The sequence below is a fragment of the Pseudomonas sp. Irchel s3b6 genome (genome assembly GCF_900187415.1).
Lineage (GTDB): Bacteria > Pseudomonadota > Gammaproteobacteria > Pseudomonadales > Pseudomonadaceae > Aquipseudomonas.
In genome coordinates, this window is record NZ_FYDM01000005.1 from 180,326 (window position 1) to 194,827 (window position 14,502).

Sequence of the window (14,502 nt, forward strand, 5' to 3'; positions counted from 1 at the left end):
CGTCTCAAAAAGGTTTTTCAAAAGTGATTTTCGGCTCTTTCCATGGACCCTTGACGGTGTATTTGACGCTGGCGAAACGCGCCACGCGATCACCGATCAGTTTGTCGATCAGGAACAAGGCGCCGCCTACGGCCGGGGCACCGACGAGCAGGGCGGCAATCGGCAGGTTGTTGGTCAGCGGCAAGGTCAGCAGCAACTTGGCATCGATCCTGTCATTCATCATGTCCAGGGTACCGTTGAGCTCCAGGTTGCTCGACGGGCCGGTCAAGGTGATCGGCTCACGCGTGACATAGACGCCATTGCTGGCCACCAGCAACCCTTTGACCCGGTCGTAACTCAAGCCCTTGTCGAACAGATCGGAGAAGTCCAGCTGCAAGCGTCGGCCAATCGAGTTGAAGTTGAGCAGGCCAAACACGCGCAATGCCTGGGCGCCGCCCTCGACTTGCGCAAACTGCCCTTTGTGCAGCGATGCATCAAGGCTGCCGGAGTATCGTTTGACGCCAACCCAGGCCGGCGATCCTGGCCAGCGCCCGTCGACATCCAGGTGAAATTTTTCGCTGGTCACGGTAGGCGCAAAGCCCCAGCCCTTGAGCACATCCGCCAGGTTCTTGCCCTCGATACGCCCTTTGAACCAGCTGCTGGTGGCGCCCGGCACACCTTCCCAGCCGCCCGCCCCTTGCAGTTGCATGCCTTTGAGCCCCAGGCTCAGGCTGTTGAAAGCCAGCCCCTTGGCAATCGGCCGCACTTTCAGCGACCAGGCACCGACCAGGTCCTGACCTTGAAACAGCTGGGCAATGGCGATATCCAGTGCCGGGACCTTGGTCGGGTCGACGGACGCCAGCGGGTCAGGCGCATTTTCGTCAGCCTGCACCGCAGGATCGGCCGCCGGCAGGCGCACGTATTGCAGGTTGACCGCAATGGGCGCGGCCTTGGCGTCGGGAAGTCCCACCGTGCCTTTGGCCTGCTGGCTATCGAGTTGCAAAGCCCAGGCAGCCGGTTTGCGATCGAGTTGCACGCGAGCCTGATCCAGGGTGGTGCCAAAACCGGTGAGCTTGCCCACTCTGAAGTCGGCGCCACTGAGCAATTGCTTGGCGCTGCCGCTCGGGTCTTTCCCGGCATAGCGATCGACCAGGACCTTCCACGGTTCGACATCCAGTTCCGAAAGCACGCCGCGAATGCGCAAGCCCTTGTTTCCTGGCAACACTGCGTTGCCGCTGCCCAGGAACAACTCGCCCCGGCCGTCGGCGAAGTTGGCGCTTGGCGCGGCGAAGGTGAAGTCCGCCAGGTCGCCGTAGTCGAACCAGTAACGTCGTTCAGACCCTTGCAGGGTCATGCGGAACACCGTGTCGCGACCTTGTTCGGCGGGCATGCCGAACGGCGCTGGCAAGTCGACCGCCACGCCCTTGAGGTTGGAGCTGACCATCAACTGGCTGTCGGGGCCGTCAAGGCTCAGTTGCAACTGGTACGGAATATCCCCCGAGACCGGCAACGGCTGAGTGACTTTCAGCCACTCGGTGAGCTTCTTCACCGTGACCTTCCCGTCGGCGGTGACCCGGGTATTGAGCTTACCCGGGCTCCCTTCGGCAACTATCCGCGCACTGACCGGCCGATCGAAGGCGCGCGCGGTAATCCCCTGCCCGCTCAGCCCCTTGGCACTGTCAAAACGGAAATCGCCTTTGAGCTGAGACAGCTCAAGCTCGGGCTCGCTGAGTTTGAGGCGTGCCTTGGCGGTCTTGAAATCCACCTGGATCTTCGGTTCTTCCCCCTTGTCCAGAGGGATATCGAGCTTCAACTTGCCCTGCAGATCACCCTCGCCCTGCCAGCCGGCAAAGGTCGATCCCGTGCCGATCGGCGCCTCCTGAAGGATCTTCAGGCCATCGCCCAGCCCACCGGCGAAGGCGCCGTCGATGAACATATGGGTGTTCTGCCCGGCGGGCACATGGGGAATATTGACGGTGACATCCCGCACCTGGGTATCGAGCAACTGGCCCTGGCTGGCCAGAATCCGCACGCCGCTGTCCTCGACGAACACATCGCCACTGATCTTGCTCAGGTGCGGCCAACCTGGCTGAAAGGCCAGCTCGGCATCGTGGACCTTGAAGAACAGGCTGATGCTGCGCGCCGTGTCGGTAGCTTCATGACTCAACGACCCTTGGTACTGGAAGAATCCTTCGTCCACCGCGCCCTTGAGAATCGCCGTGCGCAACCACTCGTCCAGTGCCGGGCTCAAGACCTTCGGCAGGTACTTGCCGGTATAGCGCCCGTCCCCCTCCAGCAGTCCGACCCGCAAGTCCATATAGTCTTCCCGGGCGGGATCGAAATACAGCCGGATCAGGAAGTCGCCGGCAATCTTGCCCTCCTCGCCCAGCACCTTCAGGTACGGAGCGATCAGGGTGAAGCCTTGCTTGTCGAGTTTCCAGGTCAGCCGCGCATTGGCCTGTATGTACTGCCACGGCTTGGCGAAGATCGGGTCCAGGTGCAGGGAAAAGTCCTTGCTGTCCATGCGCAGCTCGCCCTGACCGAGGTCGCCACTGATACTCCCGGAAACGTTGCGGGCCGCCGGAGCCCCGTAGTAGGCATCAAAACCAACGCGCTCCAGGTTAGCCGCGAAGCTGAACTTACTGTCATCGGTCGCCTCGGGCCGCACGTCGATCAATACATTACGCAAGGCGCCGGTGAATTTGAGCCGTTCGACCGCCGTTGCAACACCCTCGGGCAATGGGCCCAAGGCATTGAGCAGCGGGGTGAGCGGTGTCAGGTCAAGGCGATCAGCCTCCAGGTGCCAGAGCTCCCGAATCTGTTCCGTCGGCCTCGTCTGTCGCACCTGCAAGCGGGTTTCCCAGCGGGTCTCGCCCAGGCTCATGGCCAGAGAATCCAGGGTGATCTGCGCCCCTTCGGCACTGCGCTGGTAATACCCATTGAGTGCCAGGTTGTTAATCTGGATCGGCTTGCGCTCGGCGTAAGCACCTTTGAGTTGCGGGGCATTGAGACGCACCGCTGCGCTTTGCAGCACCCCTTGGCCCCAGTTCACCCAGAACTCGCCACCGGCTTTGATCTCGGAAAAATTCCATTGCTGGGTCACCCGCTCCGGCAACCACTTCGACCAATCGCTTTGCGGCAGGCTCAGGTAGGCATCGATTTGCGCGTCTTTCCACTCACTGGCGCGAATCCGGCTGCGCAGGCTCATGGCCAGTGGCTGGCCATCGGGCAAGGTCAACCGTGCGTCGAGACGCTGGCGGCTGACACCGGTTTTAAGTGTCAGGCCAACATACGTCAGGGTCAGCGGCTTGTGGTCGAGCGGTTGCAAGGTGACCTGGCTGTCGAGCACCGACAGTCGGGACACCATTTGCATCTGGTTGAGCAGTCGCTCGGGGTCCAGGGGCTGGTTCTGCTGCACCGGAAGGCCTTCCAGCGCCCATTGACCGTCCGCGCCTTCCTTGAGGCTGAGCTTCAGGCCATTGAGTTCCAGGTGTTCGATCCGCACCGCGCGCGACAACAGGCTGGTCCAGACATCCGGCACGACCCGGACCTGATCCAGGTACAAGGCGTTGGCACCCTCGCCGACCACCACGTCATGGGCCATCAGGACCGGCCCCATGCCACTCCAGCCGCCCTCGAGGCTGCCAACGCGCAACGGCAGGCCCAGCGCGTCACGGGCTTTGCTTTCGACCTCGGCGCGATACTCGGCGACCAGCGGAACCAGCTCGCGACCGAGGTTGACGTAGAGTGCGACCAGCACCAGCAGCAACGCACTGAGCCCCAGGCCCCAGCGAGTCAGCGCGCCTAAAATGCGGATCAGACGCTCCATGTCAGTGGGCTCCCATAGCGAACGCGTGCGGCGAGCGCAGGCCAGCCGTCATTAGTGATACACCCCGACTCAGAGCAACACCACGTCGTATTGTTCCTGGGAGTACATGGTTTCCACTTGAAAACGAATGGTTCGACCAATGAAGCTTTCAAGTTCGGCCACGTTACCCGACTCTTCATCCAGGAGCCGGTCCACCACTTTCTGGTTGGCCAGTACACGGTAGCCTTCGGCCTGATAGGCGCGCGCCTCGCGCAGGATCTCTCGGAAGATCTCATAGCACACGGTTTCCGGGGTCTTGAGCTTGCCCCGCCCCTGGCAACTGTTGCAGGGCTCGCACAACACCTGTTCCAGGCTTTCGCGCGTGCGCTTGCGGGTCATCTGCACCAGGCCCAGCTCGGTAATCCCTATGATGTTGGTCTTGGCGTGATCACGCTCCAGTTGCTTCTCCAGAGTGCGCAGTACCTGGCGCTGGTGTTCTTCATCTTCCATGTCGATGAAGTCGATGATGATGATCCCGCCCAGGTTGCGCAGGCGCAGTTGCCGGGCGATGGCCGTCGCTGCTTCCAGATTAGTCTTGAAGATAGTCTCTTCGAGGTTCCGGTGCCCGACGAACGCACCGGTGTTGACGTCAATGGTACTCATCGCCTCGGCCGGATCGACCACCAGATAACCGCCGGACTTGAGTGGAACCTTGCGCTCCAGCGCCTTTTGAATCTCGTCTTCGACGCCATACAGGTCAAAAATCGGTCGCTCGCCCGGATAGTGTTCCAGGCGATCGGCGATTTCCGGCATCAGTTCGGCGACAAACTGCGTCGTTCTCTGAAAGGTTTCCCTGGAGTCGATGCGAATCTTCTCGATCTTCGGGCTGACGAGGTCGCGCAAGGTGCGCAGGGCCAGGCCGAGGTCTTCGTAGATCACGCTGGGGGCACCCACCGTCTTGATCTGTGCCCCGATCTGGTCCCAGAGACGGCGCAGGTAGCGGATGTCCATCAGGATTTCATCGGCACCCGCCCCTTCGGCCGCGGTGCGCAGAATGAAGCCGCCCGCTTCCTTGATGCCTTCTTTGGCTACGCAATCGGTGACCACCTGCTTGAGGCGCTCGCGCTCGGCTTCGTCTTCGATCTTCAGCGAAATACCGACGTGCGCCGTGCGCGGCATGTACACCAGGTAGCGTGAAGGAATCGACAACTGGGTAGTCAGACGGGCGCCCTTGGAGCCGATCGGATCCTTGGTGACCTGCACCACCAGGCTCTGGCCTTCGTGGACCAGGGCACTGATGCTTTCGACCGCCGGGCCTTCGCGCAGGGAGATCTCCGAAGCGTGGATGAACGCGGCGCGGTCCAGGCCGATATCGACGAACGCCGCCTGCATGCCCGGCAACACCCGCACGACCTTGCCTTTGTAGATATTACCGACGATCCCGCGCTTTTGTGTGCGCTCGACATGCACTTCTTGCAGGACACCGTTTTCGACCACCGCCACACGCGATTCCATCGGCGTGATGTTGATCAGAATCTCTTCACTCATGGCAAGGTCTCGTTCAGGCATGTTCACGATTATGGCCGCATCAGATCAGTACGGCGCAGAGCGCGCGATAAGGTTTTGCCAACAGGGTATGCCGAAATGGCCAAGCAATTCTGCGGTTTCGCATAGAGGCAGGCCGACCACGGCGGAGTAACTGCCGTCGAGCCCAGCCACAAACACGGCGCCAAGCCCCTGAATACCGTAGCCACCGGCCTTGTCCTGCGGCTCGCCGCTGGCCCAATAGGCCCCAGCTTCGTCACTGTCGATGGCGCGAAAACGCACCAGGCTGCGCACCACTCGTGACTCGCAACGCCGGGCATCAAGCACGGCAATCGCCGTCAGGACTTCATGCTCACGCCCCGCAAGGCTCATCAACATGGCCCGCGCGCCTGCTTCGTCCTGCGGCTTGCCAAGAATCTGCCCATCCAGCACGACAGCCGTGTCGGCGCCCAGGACGCACGCAGCGGTGCCAGGCTCGACAGCGGCCAGCGACTGGAACCCGGCCAGTGCCTTGCCGCGCGCCAGGCGCTCGACATAGGCCGCAGGGGATTCATCTGTCAGAGGAGTTTCATCGATATCCGCGCTGATGGCGGTGAACGGCACGCCGATCTGCGTGAGCAGTTCACGCCGGCGTGGCGAACCTGAGGCGAGGTAAAGCGGATTCATCAAGACATCTCCCTGTCGAGGTGCGGGCTAATGCCTGACCGAATGATTAATTGATTTTGTAGCGGCGACTCAACCCACGCAATCCAAAGCTGACCCAGGGCCAGAGCAACGCGCTGATCAGCGCAGGCAAGAGCACCGCCAGCGTTTGACGATTGCCGGTCAGGGCACTGAGCCACAGTTGCAACAGCTGGGCGAGCCCCAGTACCACCATGATCACCAGGCTTTGCTGCCACATGGGGAACATCCGCAAACGCTGTTGCAGCGACAGGATCAGAAAGGTGATCAGGGTCAGGATCAGCGCGTTGTGCCCCAGCAGAGTGCCGAACAGCACGTCTTGTGCAAGCCCCAGGCAAAAGGCACTGGCCATCCCGACTTTCTGCGGCAGTTCCAGTGCCCAGTACGCCAAGGGCAGTGCCAGGAACATCGGACGCAAGATTTCGACATGGGGAAAGGGCACGACGCTGAGCAGCAAGCCGATCGCGAACGTCAGCCAGATGATCCAGCCATTACGGGAACGGGTGCTGGCCATTATTCTCTTCCCCGGGTGATAGCTTCAGGCGTCGTGACAGGCGGCTTGGTGGCCGGTGGCTTGACGACAGGCGCAGGTGCTGCGGGAGGCTTGGCCGGGGTCACGGGCTTGGGTGCGACCGCGGGCACCGCGACTGGCACAGTGGCCGCCGGCGCTGCCGCAGGACCTGGTGCAGGCGCAGTAGTGGCAGCAGGATTGGTCGCGGTTGCAGGCACTGTCACGGCACTACCGGCGTGCTGGTCCTGTGCATCCTGGGCTTGAGCGGCTGCATTCGCGCGCTCTTCCGGGGTGCGGCTGTCACTGAACACCAGCAACATGTAGCGACTGCGATTGAGCGCTGCGGTCGGAACCGCACGGACGATCGCGAACGGCTGGCCCGAGTCATGGATCACTTCCTTGACGGTGGCCACCGGGTAGCCTGCCGGAAAACGCTGACCGAGGCCGGAGCTGACCAACAGATCGCCTTCCTTAATGTCCGCCGTATCCGCGACATGACGCAACTCCAGGCGCTCCGGGTTACCCGTGCCGCTGGCAATCGCCCGCAGGCCATTGCGGTTCACTTGCACCGGAATGCTGTGGGTGGAGTCCGTCAGCAGCAACACCCGCGAGGTGTACGGCATCAACTCGACCACCTGGCCCATCAGCCCACGGGCATCGAGCACCGGCTGGCCGAGCACCACGCCGTCGCGCTCACCCTTGTTGATGATGATGCGGTGCGTGAAGGGGTTGGGGTCGACGCCAATCAGCTCGGCCACTTCGACCTTTTCGTTCACCAGCGCCGACGAGTTGAGCAACTCGCGCAGCCGAACGTTCTGCTCGGTGAGGGCCGCCAGCTTTTGCATGCGCCCCTGCAGCAGCAGGTTTTCAGTCTTGAGTTTTTCGTTTTCGGCGACAAGCTCGGTGCGGCTGCCAAACTGGCTGCTCACACCCTGCCACAACCGTTCAGGCAGGTCGGTCACCCAATAGGCGTCCATCAAGACCCGTGACATCTGACTGCGCGCCGGTTTGAGCACTTCAAAGCGGGCATCAACCACCATCAGTGCGACCGATAGCGCGGCCAGCACCAGAAAGCGCACGCCCAATGAGGGGCCTTTAGTGAAAAGCGGTTTAATAAGCCGCTCCTCCCAGGCAAATGTTCTGTTTATTCATACGGCATCAAACCGGCCTGGATGCAGACTGACAGAAGATAAACGCAGGCAGGCAGCACTGCAAAGTGCTGCCTGTGCGCGAACAGCATAGTTGCCACCCAACGACTTATTCGCTGGAGAGCAGGTCCATGGTGTGCTTATCCATCATTTCCAATGCACGGCCACCGCCGCGAGCCACACAGGTCAACGGATCTTCGGCAACAATAACCGGCAGGCCGGTTTCCTGGGCCAGCAACTTGTCGAGGTCACGCAGCAAGGCGCCACCACCGGTCAGGACCAGGCCACGCTCGGCGATATCCGACGCCAGTTCCGGCGGCGATTGCTCCAGCGCGCTTTTTACCGCCTGAACGATGGTTGCCAGCGACTCTTGCAGCGCTTCCAGCACTTCATTGGAGTTCAGGGTAAAGGCACGTGGAACGCCTTCGGCCAGGTTACGGCCGCGAACATCCACTTCGCGAACTTCACCGCCCGGGTAGGCCGTACCGATTTCCTGCTTGATGCGCTCGGCCGTGGACTCGCCGATCAGGCTGCCATAGTTGCGACGCACATAGGTGATGATCGCTTCGTCGAAGCGGTCGCCGCCAACCCGTACGGATTCGGCGTAAACCACGCCATTGAGGGAGATCAGCGCGATTTCAGTGGTACCACCACCGATATCCACAACCATCGAGCCGCGCGCCTCTTCAACCGGCAGGCCGGCACCGATCGCGGCCGCCATTGGCTCTTCGATCAGGAACACTTCGCGGGCACCGGCCCCCAGGGCCGACTCACGGATCGCACGACGCTCGACCTGGGTGGATTTGCAGGGAACGCAGATCAACACACGAGGGCTAGGCTGCAGAAAGCTGTTTTCGTGAACTTTGTTGATAAAATACTGCAGCATCTTTTCGCAAACGCTGAAGTCGGCGATGACACCGTCCTTCATCGGACGAATGGCAGCAATGTTGCCCGGCGTACGACCGAGCATGCGCTTGGCCTCGGTGCCGACAGCAACGACACTTTTCTGGTTACCGTGCGTCCGAATGGCCACAACCGATGGTTCATTCAGGACGATACCGCGCTCGCGCACGTAAATAAGGGTGTTGGCAGTGCCCAGGTCAATGGAAAGATCGCTGGAAAACATGCCACGCAGTTTCTTGAACATGGGAAAGGGACCCTAGGCAACGCGTGGGTAAAAAAGTGCGGCAAACTCTAACAACGACAGGGATTTTGGGCAAGGCGCCAATATGTTAAATTGGACGCTTTTCTGTGCACCAACCCCCACAATCGCGGCCTTATGACCGTAGAAATGCGGTAGTGTTCCGACAATCTAACACACGGACGACGTCCGTTTTGTTTTCCACTGGAGAATCCCATGGCGCTTGAACGCTCCGACGTGGAAAAAATCGCTCATCTGGCCTCTCTGGGCCTCAATGATGCCGATCTTCCACACATCACTTCGGCCCTGAACAGCATTCTCGGTCTGGTCGACGAAATGCAGGCGGTCAATACCGACGGCATCGAACCCCTGGCCCACCCACTGGAAGCCAGCCAGCGCCTGCGCGCAGACGTTGTGACCGAGTCCAATCACCGCGAGGCCTATCAGTCCATCGCACCAGCGGTCGAAAACGGCCTGTATCTGGTTCCGAAAGTCATCGACTAAAGGGAAAGAGCCTGCAATGCATCAATTGACTCTGGCCGAGATCGCCCGCGGACTCGCCGACAAGAAGTTTTCCTCCGAAGAGCTGACCAAGGTTCTGCTGGCGCGTATCGCCCAGCTCGACCCACAGCTCAACAGTTTCATCAGCCTCACCGAAGACCTGGCGCTTCAGCAGGCAAAAGCCGCTGACGCACGCCGTGCCAAGGGTGAGAGCGGCGCCCTGCTCGGCGCGCCGATCGCCCACAAGGACCTGTTCTGCACCCAGGGCATTCGCACCAGCTGCGGCTCGAAGATGCTCGACAACTTCAAGGCACCGTATGACGCCACCGTGGTCGCCAAGCTGGCCGAGGCCGGCGCCGTGACCCTGGGCAAGACCAACATGGACGAATTCGCCATGGGGTCGGCCAACGAGTCGAGCTACTACGGCGCCGTGAAGAACCCGTGGAACCTGGAACACGTACCCGGAGGTTCGTCCGGTGGTTCGGCCGCGGCCGTGGCCGCGCGCCTGTTGCCCGCCGCCACCGCCACCGACACCGGCGGCTCCATTCGCCAACCGGCCGCGTTCACCAACCTCACCGGCTTGAAGCCGACGTACGGTCGTGTTTCGCGCTGGGGCATGATCGCCTACGCCTCCAGCCTCGACCAGGGTGGCCCGCTGGCACGCACCGCCGAAGACTGCGCCATCTTGTTGCAAGGCATGGCCGGTTTCGACCCGAAGGACTCCACCAGCATCGACGAGCCCGTGCCGGACTACAGCGCCAGCCTCAATGGCTCGCTGCAAGGCCTGCGCATCGGCGTGCCGAAGGAATACTTCAGCGCCGGCCTGGACCCGCGTATCGCCGAGCTGATCCATAACAGCGTCAAGGAGCTGGAAAAGCTCGGTGCCGTGGTCAAGGAAATCAGCCTGCCGAACATGCAGCACGCGATCCCTGCGTACTACGTGATCGCGCCCGCCGAAGCCTCTTCCAACCTGTCGCGGTTCGACGGCGTGCGCTTTGGCTATCGCTGTGAAGACCCCAAAGACCTGACCGACCTGTACAAGCGTTCGCGCGGTGAAGGTTTCGGTCCGGAAGTGCAGCGCCGGATCATGGTCGGTGCCTATGCCCTGTCGGCCGGTTACTACGACGCCTACTACCTCAAGGCGCAAAAGATCCGCCGCCTGGTCAAGAACGACTTCATGGCCGCCTTTAATGAGGTCGACATCATCCTCGGCCCAACCACGCCGAACCCGGCCTGGAAGCTCGGCGCCAAGAACAGCGACCCTGTCGCAGCCTACCTGGAAGACGTCTACACCATCACCGCCAACCTCGCGGGCCTGCCAGGCCTGTCGATGCCAGCCGGTTTTGTCGATGGCTTGCCGGTCGGCGTGCAACTGCTCGCCCCGTATTTCCAGGAAGGCCGCCTGTTGAACGTCGCCCACCAGTATCAGCTCAACACTGACTGGCACACCCGCACCCCGACAGGCTTCTGAGGAGAAACACATGCAATGGGAAGTCGTGATCGGGCTGGAGATTCATACCCAGCTCGCCACCCAATCGAAGATTTTCTCCGGTAGCGCCACCACGTTCGGTTCCGAACCGAACACCCAGGCCAGCCTGATCGACCTGGGCATGCCCGGCGTCCTGCCAGTGCTGAACCAGGAAGCGGTGCGCATGGCGGTGATGTTCGGCCTGGCGATTGACGCCGAAATCGGCCAGCACAACGTGTTCGCCCGCAAGAACTACTTCTACCCCGACCTGCCCAAGGGCTACCAGATCAGCCAGATGGAATTGCCGATCGTCGGCAAGGGCCACCTGGATATCCCCCTGGAGGACGGCACGGTCAAGCGCGTGGGCATCACCCGTGCGCACCTGGAAGAAGACGCCGGCAAGAGCCTGCACGAAGAATTCAGCGGCGCCACCGGCATCGACCTGAACCGTGCCGGCACCCCGCTGCTGGAAATCGTCTCCGAGCCGGACATGCGCAGCGCCAAGGAAGCCGTGGCCTACGTCAAGTCGATCCACGCCCTGGTACGCTACCTGGGGATCTGCGACGGCAACATGGCCGAAGGCTCCCTGCGTTGCGACTGCAACGTCTCGGTCCGCCCCAAGGGCCAGGTTGAGTACGGTACGCGCTGCGAGATCAAGAACGTCAACTCGTTCCGTTTCATCGAGAAGGCGATCAACACCGAAGTGCGTCGCCAGATCGAACTGATCGAGGACGGCGGCAAGGTGATCCAGCAGACACGCCTGTACGATCCGAACAAAGACGAAACCCGCGCCATGCGCAGCAAAGAGGAAGCCAACGACTACCGTTACTTCCCGGACCCGGACCTGTTGCCGGTGGTCATCGAGGATTCGTTCCTCAATGACATCCGCGGCACCCTGCCGGAATTGCCACCGCAAAAACGCGAGCGCTTCCAGGAGCAGTTCGGCCTGTCGGTCTACGATGCCAGCGTCTTGGCGTCGAGCCGTGAACAAGCCGACTACTTCGAAAAAGTCGTGAGCATTGCCGGCGACGCCAAGCTGGCGGCCAACTGGGTCATGGTCGAACTGGGCAGCCTGCTGAACAAGCAAGGCCTGGAAATCGACGAAGCCCCAGTCTCGGCCGAGCAGTTGGGCGGCATGCTGCTGCGCATCAAGGACAACACCATCTCCGGCAAAATCGCCAAGACGGTGTTCGAGGCCATGGCCAGCGGCGAAGGCAGCGCTGACGAGATCATCGACAAGCGCGGTCTCAAGCAAGTCACCGACACCGGTGCGATCTCGGCCGTTCTCGATGAAATGCTGGCAGCCAACGCCGAACAGGTTGAACAGTACCGCGCGGCCGATGAAGCCAAGCGCGGCAAGATGTTCGGCTTCTTCGTCGGCCAGGCGATGAAGGCTTCCAAGGGCAAAGCCAACCCGCAGCAAGTGAACGAATTGCTCAAAAGCAAGCTCGAAGGCTAACGGAGTGGAGCCAGCGTTGAAAACTGGCCCCATTCCCCGTGGCGAGGGAGCTTGTTCCCGCTGGTCTGCAAAGCAGGCCCAGATCGGCCAATGCATTCTTTCAGAAGGAATGCATCAGCCGATTTTGCGACCACTACGCGGTCGAGCGGGAGCAAGCTCCCTCGCCACATTCGCTTTTGGGAGCCTTTGAATGAAACGCCTGCTTGGCGCTTGCGCCCTCTTCTCTCTACTGGCCGGTTGCGCCAGTTACGACGTCGATCCCCGCGGTTATGACAAAACCGGAGTCGCCTCCTATTACGGCGCCAAACACCATGGCAAACGCACCGCCAGCGGCGAACCGTTTGACCAGTACGCAATGACCGCCGCCCACCGGCAACTGCCGTTCGGTACCCGGGTCAAGGTCACCAACCTGAAAAACGACAAGACCGTCGTGGTCCGCATCAATGATCGTGGCCCGCACACCCGTGGCCGCTTGATTGACTTGTCACGCGCGGCGGCCGACAAGTTGGGTATGCTGCGCAGCGGCACTGCGCGTGTTCGCGTGCAAGCCTTGAACGACTGACCGGGAGTTGTCACCATTTTCGCACTAACCGACTTGCCACTGCTCAGTGTGCTGCAACTGCTCGGTGGGCTGGTATTGCTGATCGCCGGCGCCGAGTTGCTGGTACGCGCCGCCGTACGCCTGGTCGCACACCTGAAGGTCCGTCCGCTGATCTTCGGCCTGACCATCGTGGCCTTCGGCAGCAGCGCGCCGCAGATGACCGTGAGCCTGCAAGCGACCCTCGCCAACAATGCCGACATCGCCGTCGGCAGCGTGATCGGCAGCAGTATCTTCAACATCCTTGTCACCCTGGGCCTGTCGGCACTGATCATTCCACTGCGGGTGTCCCGGCAACTGGTGCGCCTGGACATCCCGCTGATGATCGGGGCCAGCCTGCTGGTGTTTGCCCTGGCCTGGGATGAAACGCTGACGCCGCTCGACGGCGCCGTGCTACTGGCCGCACTGGTGCTGTATCTCGCGTTGCTGCTACGCCAGTCGCGGCACAGCGCTCGCCCCCATGGCGCCACGGTACACAGCCATCATCCACGCGCCCCCTGGGTCAGCAGTGCGCTGCTCATGTTGGCGGGCCTGACGTTGCTGATATTCGCCGGCCACCTGTTACTCGATGCGGTGGTTGAGGTCGCCAGCGAACTCGGCCTGTCGGAGCGAATCATCGGCCTGACCATCGTGGCCGTCAGCACTTCGCTGCCGCAACTGGCCACTTCGCTGCTCGCCGCCATGCGTGGCCAGCGCGACATCGCCGTGGGCAACGTGATCGGCAGTAACCTGTTCAACCTGCTGGGCGTCCTCGGGTTCACCGCGCTCGTGGCGCCTTCTGCGCTCTCGGTGTCGCCCAACGCCCTGGCCTTCGACCTGCCGGTGCTGCTCGGCGTAACCGCCCTGTGCCTGCCGGTGTTCTATTCCGGCTACCGGATTACCCGCGCCGAGGGCTTGCTGTTCCTGGCCTTGTACCTGGCCTACGGGCTGCACGTGGTGTCGTTTACCACGGGCATGCCACTGGCTGGCAAGCTTGAGCAGCTGATGCTGGTGTTCGTCCTGCCGGTGCTGCTGGCCTTCTTGCTGTTCACATCACTGCGCGCCTGGCGCCGCCAACACAATAAAAAGGAATTGCCATGACCGACACGCCCTCCCCCCGTAAACCGACCGGCATCGAAGTACGTCGCCAGGTCATGGGCGACGCTTTCGTCGACCGCTCCATGGGCAATGCCACCGAACTGACCCGGCCGTTTCAGGAGTTCGTCAATGAACATGCCTGGGGCGCCGTCTGGAACCGCGGCGGCCTTGAACTGAAGACCCGCAGCCTGATCACCCTCGCCGCCCTCACGTCGCTCAAGTGCCCGCAGGAACTCAAAGGCCACGTGCGCGGTGCGCTGAACAACGGTTGCACAGTGGACGAGATCCGCGAAACCCTGATGCACTGCGCGGTGTACGCCGGTGTACCCGCTGCAATGGAAGCGTTTCGCGCGGCGCAGGAAGTGATCGACAGCTATCAGCAAGCGCAATAGTGGCATACAGCGGAAAAGTCCCGACTCAATTTAGCCTGCCACGGGGAGCCACTGGTGGCCTCCCCGCCAGCGCTTGCTGACAGGCGACTGCCCCGACTCGTACACATATTTCGATAATAAATGGCACCCCGCCCCCTCCTCACACCCCCATTCTTTTAAGACAGACTGCGCGGCCACACACTCACAAGAGGTGA

The 14,502-nt window shown here is 61.6% G+C and carries 12 protein-coding genes; 6 read left to right on the top strand and 6 right to left on the bottom strand.

The window, feature by feature from the left end:
• Nucleotides 1–4 precede the first annotated feature (4 nt).
• The 6 genes from CKW07_RS11470 to mreB all read right to left on the bottom strand — a co-directional run bounded on the left by CKW07_RS11470 (nt 5) and on the right by mreB (nt 8,819).
• On the bottom strand, nt 5–3,808 hold the full coding sequence (locus tag CKW07_RS11470) for a YhdP family protein (RefSeq protein WP_095145007.1): 3,804 nt from the start codon (nt 3,806–3,808) through the stop codon (nt 5–7).
• 69 nt (nt 3,809–3,877) lie between these two features.
• The gene (gene rng / locus CKW07_RS11475) at nt 3,878–5,335 is read right to left on the bottom strand and encodes a ribonuclease G (RefSeq protein WP_095145008.1); all 1,458 of its coding nucleotides are present in this window, start codon (nt 5,333–5,335) and stop codon (nt 3,878–3,880) included.
• Nucleotides 5,336–5,380: 45 nt separating this feature from the next.
• Complete coding sequence (locus CKW07_RS11480; protein WP_095145009.1) at nt 5,381–5,998, bottom strand: nucleoside triphosphate pyrophosphatase; 618 nt, start codon at nt 5,996–5,998, stop codon at nt 5,381–5,383.
• Between the two features lie 46 nt (nt 5,999–6,044).
• On the bottom strand, nt 6,045–6,527 hold the full coding sequence (gene mreD / locus CKW07_RS11485; RefSeq protein ID WP_095077894.1) for a rod shape-determining protein MreD: 483 nt from the start codon (nt 6,525–6,527) through the stop codon (nt 6,045–6,047).
• Complete coding sequence (mreC, locus tag CKW07_RS11490; RefSeq protein ID WP_095145010.1) at nt 6,527–7,639, bottom strand: rod shape-determining protein MreC; 1,113 nt, start codon at nt 7,637–7,639, stop codon at nt 6,527–6,529. Before mreC ends, mreD begins: the two co-directional genes overlap by 1 nt.
• A gap of 142 nt (nt 7,640–7,781) precedes the next feature.
• On the bottom strand, nt 7,782–8,819 hold the full coding sequence (gene mreB, locus CKW07_RS11495; protein ID WP_002555108.1) for a rod shape-determining protein MreB: 1,038 nt from the start codon (nt 8,817–8,819) through the stop codon (nt 7,782–7,784).
• Between the two features lie 210 nt (nt 8,820–9,029).
• On the opposite strand from mreB, the gene gatC reads away from it, so the two are divergent.
• The 6 genes from gatC to CKW07_RS11525 all read left to right on the top strand — a co-directional run bounded on the left by gatC (nt 9,030) and on the right by CKW07_RS11525 (nt 14,308).
• Nucleotides 9,030–9,317 carry an Asp-tRNA(Asn)/Glu-tRNA(Gln) amidotransferase subunit GatC gene (gatC, locus tag CKW07_RS11500; protein ID WP_019691880.1) on the top strand — a complete coding sequence of 96 codons (288 nt, stop codon included), beginning with the start codon at nt 9,030–9,032 and terminating at the stop codon, nt 9,315–9,317.
• 16 nt (nt 9,318–9,333) lie between these two features.
• Nucleotides 9,334–10,785: an Asp-tRNA(Asn)/Glu-tRNA(Gln) amidotransferase subunit GatA gene (gatA, locus tag CKW07_RS11505; RefSeq protein ID WP_095145011.1), complete on the top strand. Its 1,452-nt coding sequence runs from the start codon at nt 9,334–9,336 to the stop codon at nt 10,783–10,785.
• A 10-nt stretch (nt 10,786–10,795) separates the two neighbouring features.
• A complete protein-coding gene (gene gatB, locus CKW07_RS11510; RefSeq protein ID WP_095145012.1) occupies nt 10,796–12,241 on the top strand; it encodes an Asp-tRNA(Asn)/Glu-tRNA(Gln) amidotransferase subunit GatB in 1,446 nt (481 codons plus the stop codon).
• A gap of 190 nt (nt 12,242–12,431) precedes the next feature.
• Nucleotides 12,432–12,803, top strand: coding sequence for a septal ring lytic transglycosylase RlpA family protein (locus CKW07_RS11515; RefSeq protein WP_095077899.1), 372 nt, complete (start codon nt 12,432–12,434; stop codon nt 12,801–12,803).
• Nucleotides 12,804–12,851: 48 nt separating this feature from the next.
• A complete protein-coding gene (locus CKW07_RS11520) occupies nt 12,852–13,919 on the top strand; it encodes a calcium/sodium antiporter (RefSeq protein ID WP_095145130.1) in 1,068 nt (355 codons plus the stop codon).
• The gene (locus tag CKW07_RS11525) at nt 13,916–14,308 is read left to right on the top strand and encodes a carboxymuconolactone decarboxylase family protein (RefSeq protein ID WP_095145013.1); all 393 of its coding nucleotides are present in this window, start codon (nt 13,916–13,918) and stop codon (nt 14,306–14,308) included. The genes CKW07_RS11520 and CKW07_RS11525 overlap by 4 nt, the downstream gene beginning before the upstream one ends.
• Nucleotides 14,309–14,502: the final 194 nt, after the last annotated feature.

What these genes read in the sequence shown, in the direction of transcription:
- mreB (WP_002555108.1), bottom strand. Translation starts at nt 8,819, where the DNA reads ATGTTCAAGAAACTGCGTGGCATGTTTTCCAGCGATCTTTCCATTGAC.
- CKW07_RS11515 (WP_095077899.1), top strand. Translation starts at nt 12,432, where the DNA reads ATGAAACGCCTGCTTGGCGCTTGCGCCCTCTTCTCTCTACTGGCCGGT.
- CKW07_RS11480 (WP_095145009.1), bottom strand. Translation starts at nt 5,998, where the DNA reads ATGAATCCGCTTTACCTCGCCTCAGGTTCGCCACGCCGGCGTGAACTG.
- CKW07_RS11525 (WP_095145013.1), top strand. Translation starts at nt 13,916, where the DNA reads ATGACCGACACGCCCTCCCCCCGTAAACCGACCGGCATCGAAGTACGT.
- gatB (WP_095145012.1), top strand. Translation starts at nt 10,796, where the DNA reads ATGCAATGGGAAGTCGTGATCGGGCTGGAGATTCATACCCAGCTCGCC.
- rng (WP_095145008.1), bottom strand. Translation starts at nt 5,335, where the DNA reads ATGAGTGAAGAGATTCTGATCAACATCACGCCGATGGAATCGCGTGTG.
- gatC (WP_019691880.1), top strand. Translation starts at nt 9,030, where the DNA reads ATGGCGCTTGAACGCTCCGACGTGGAAAAAATCGCTCATCTGGCCTCT.
- gatA (WP_095145011.1), top strand. Translation starts at nt 9,334, where the DNA reads ATGCATCAATTGACTCTGGCCGAGATCGCCCGCGGACTCGCCGACAAG.
- CKW07_RS11470 (WP_095145007.1), bottom strand. Translation starts at nt 3,808, where the DNA reads ATGGAGCGTCTGATCCGCATTTTAGGCGCGCTGACTCGCTGGGGCCTG.
- mreD (WP_095077894.1), bottom strand. Translation starts at nt 6,527, where the DNA reads ATGGCCAGCACCCGTTCCCGTAATGGCTGGATCATCTGGCTGACGTTC.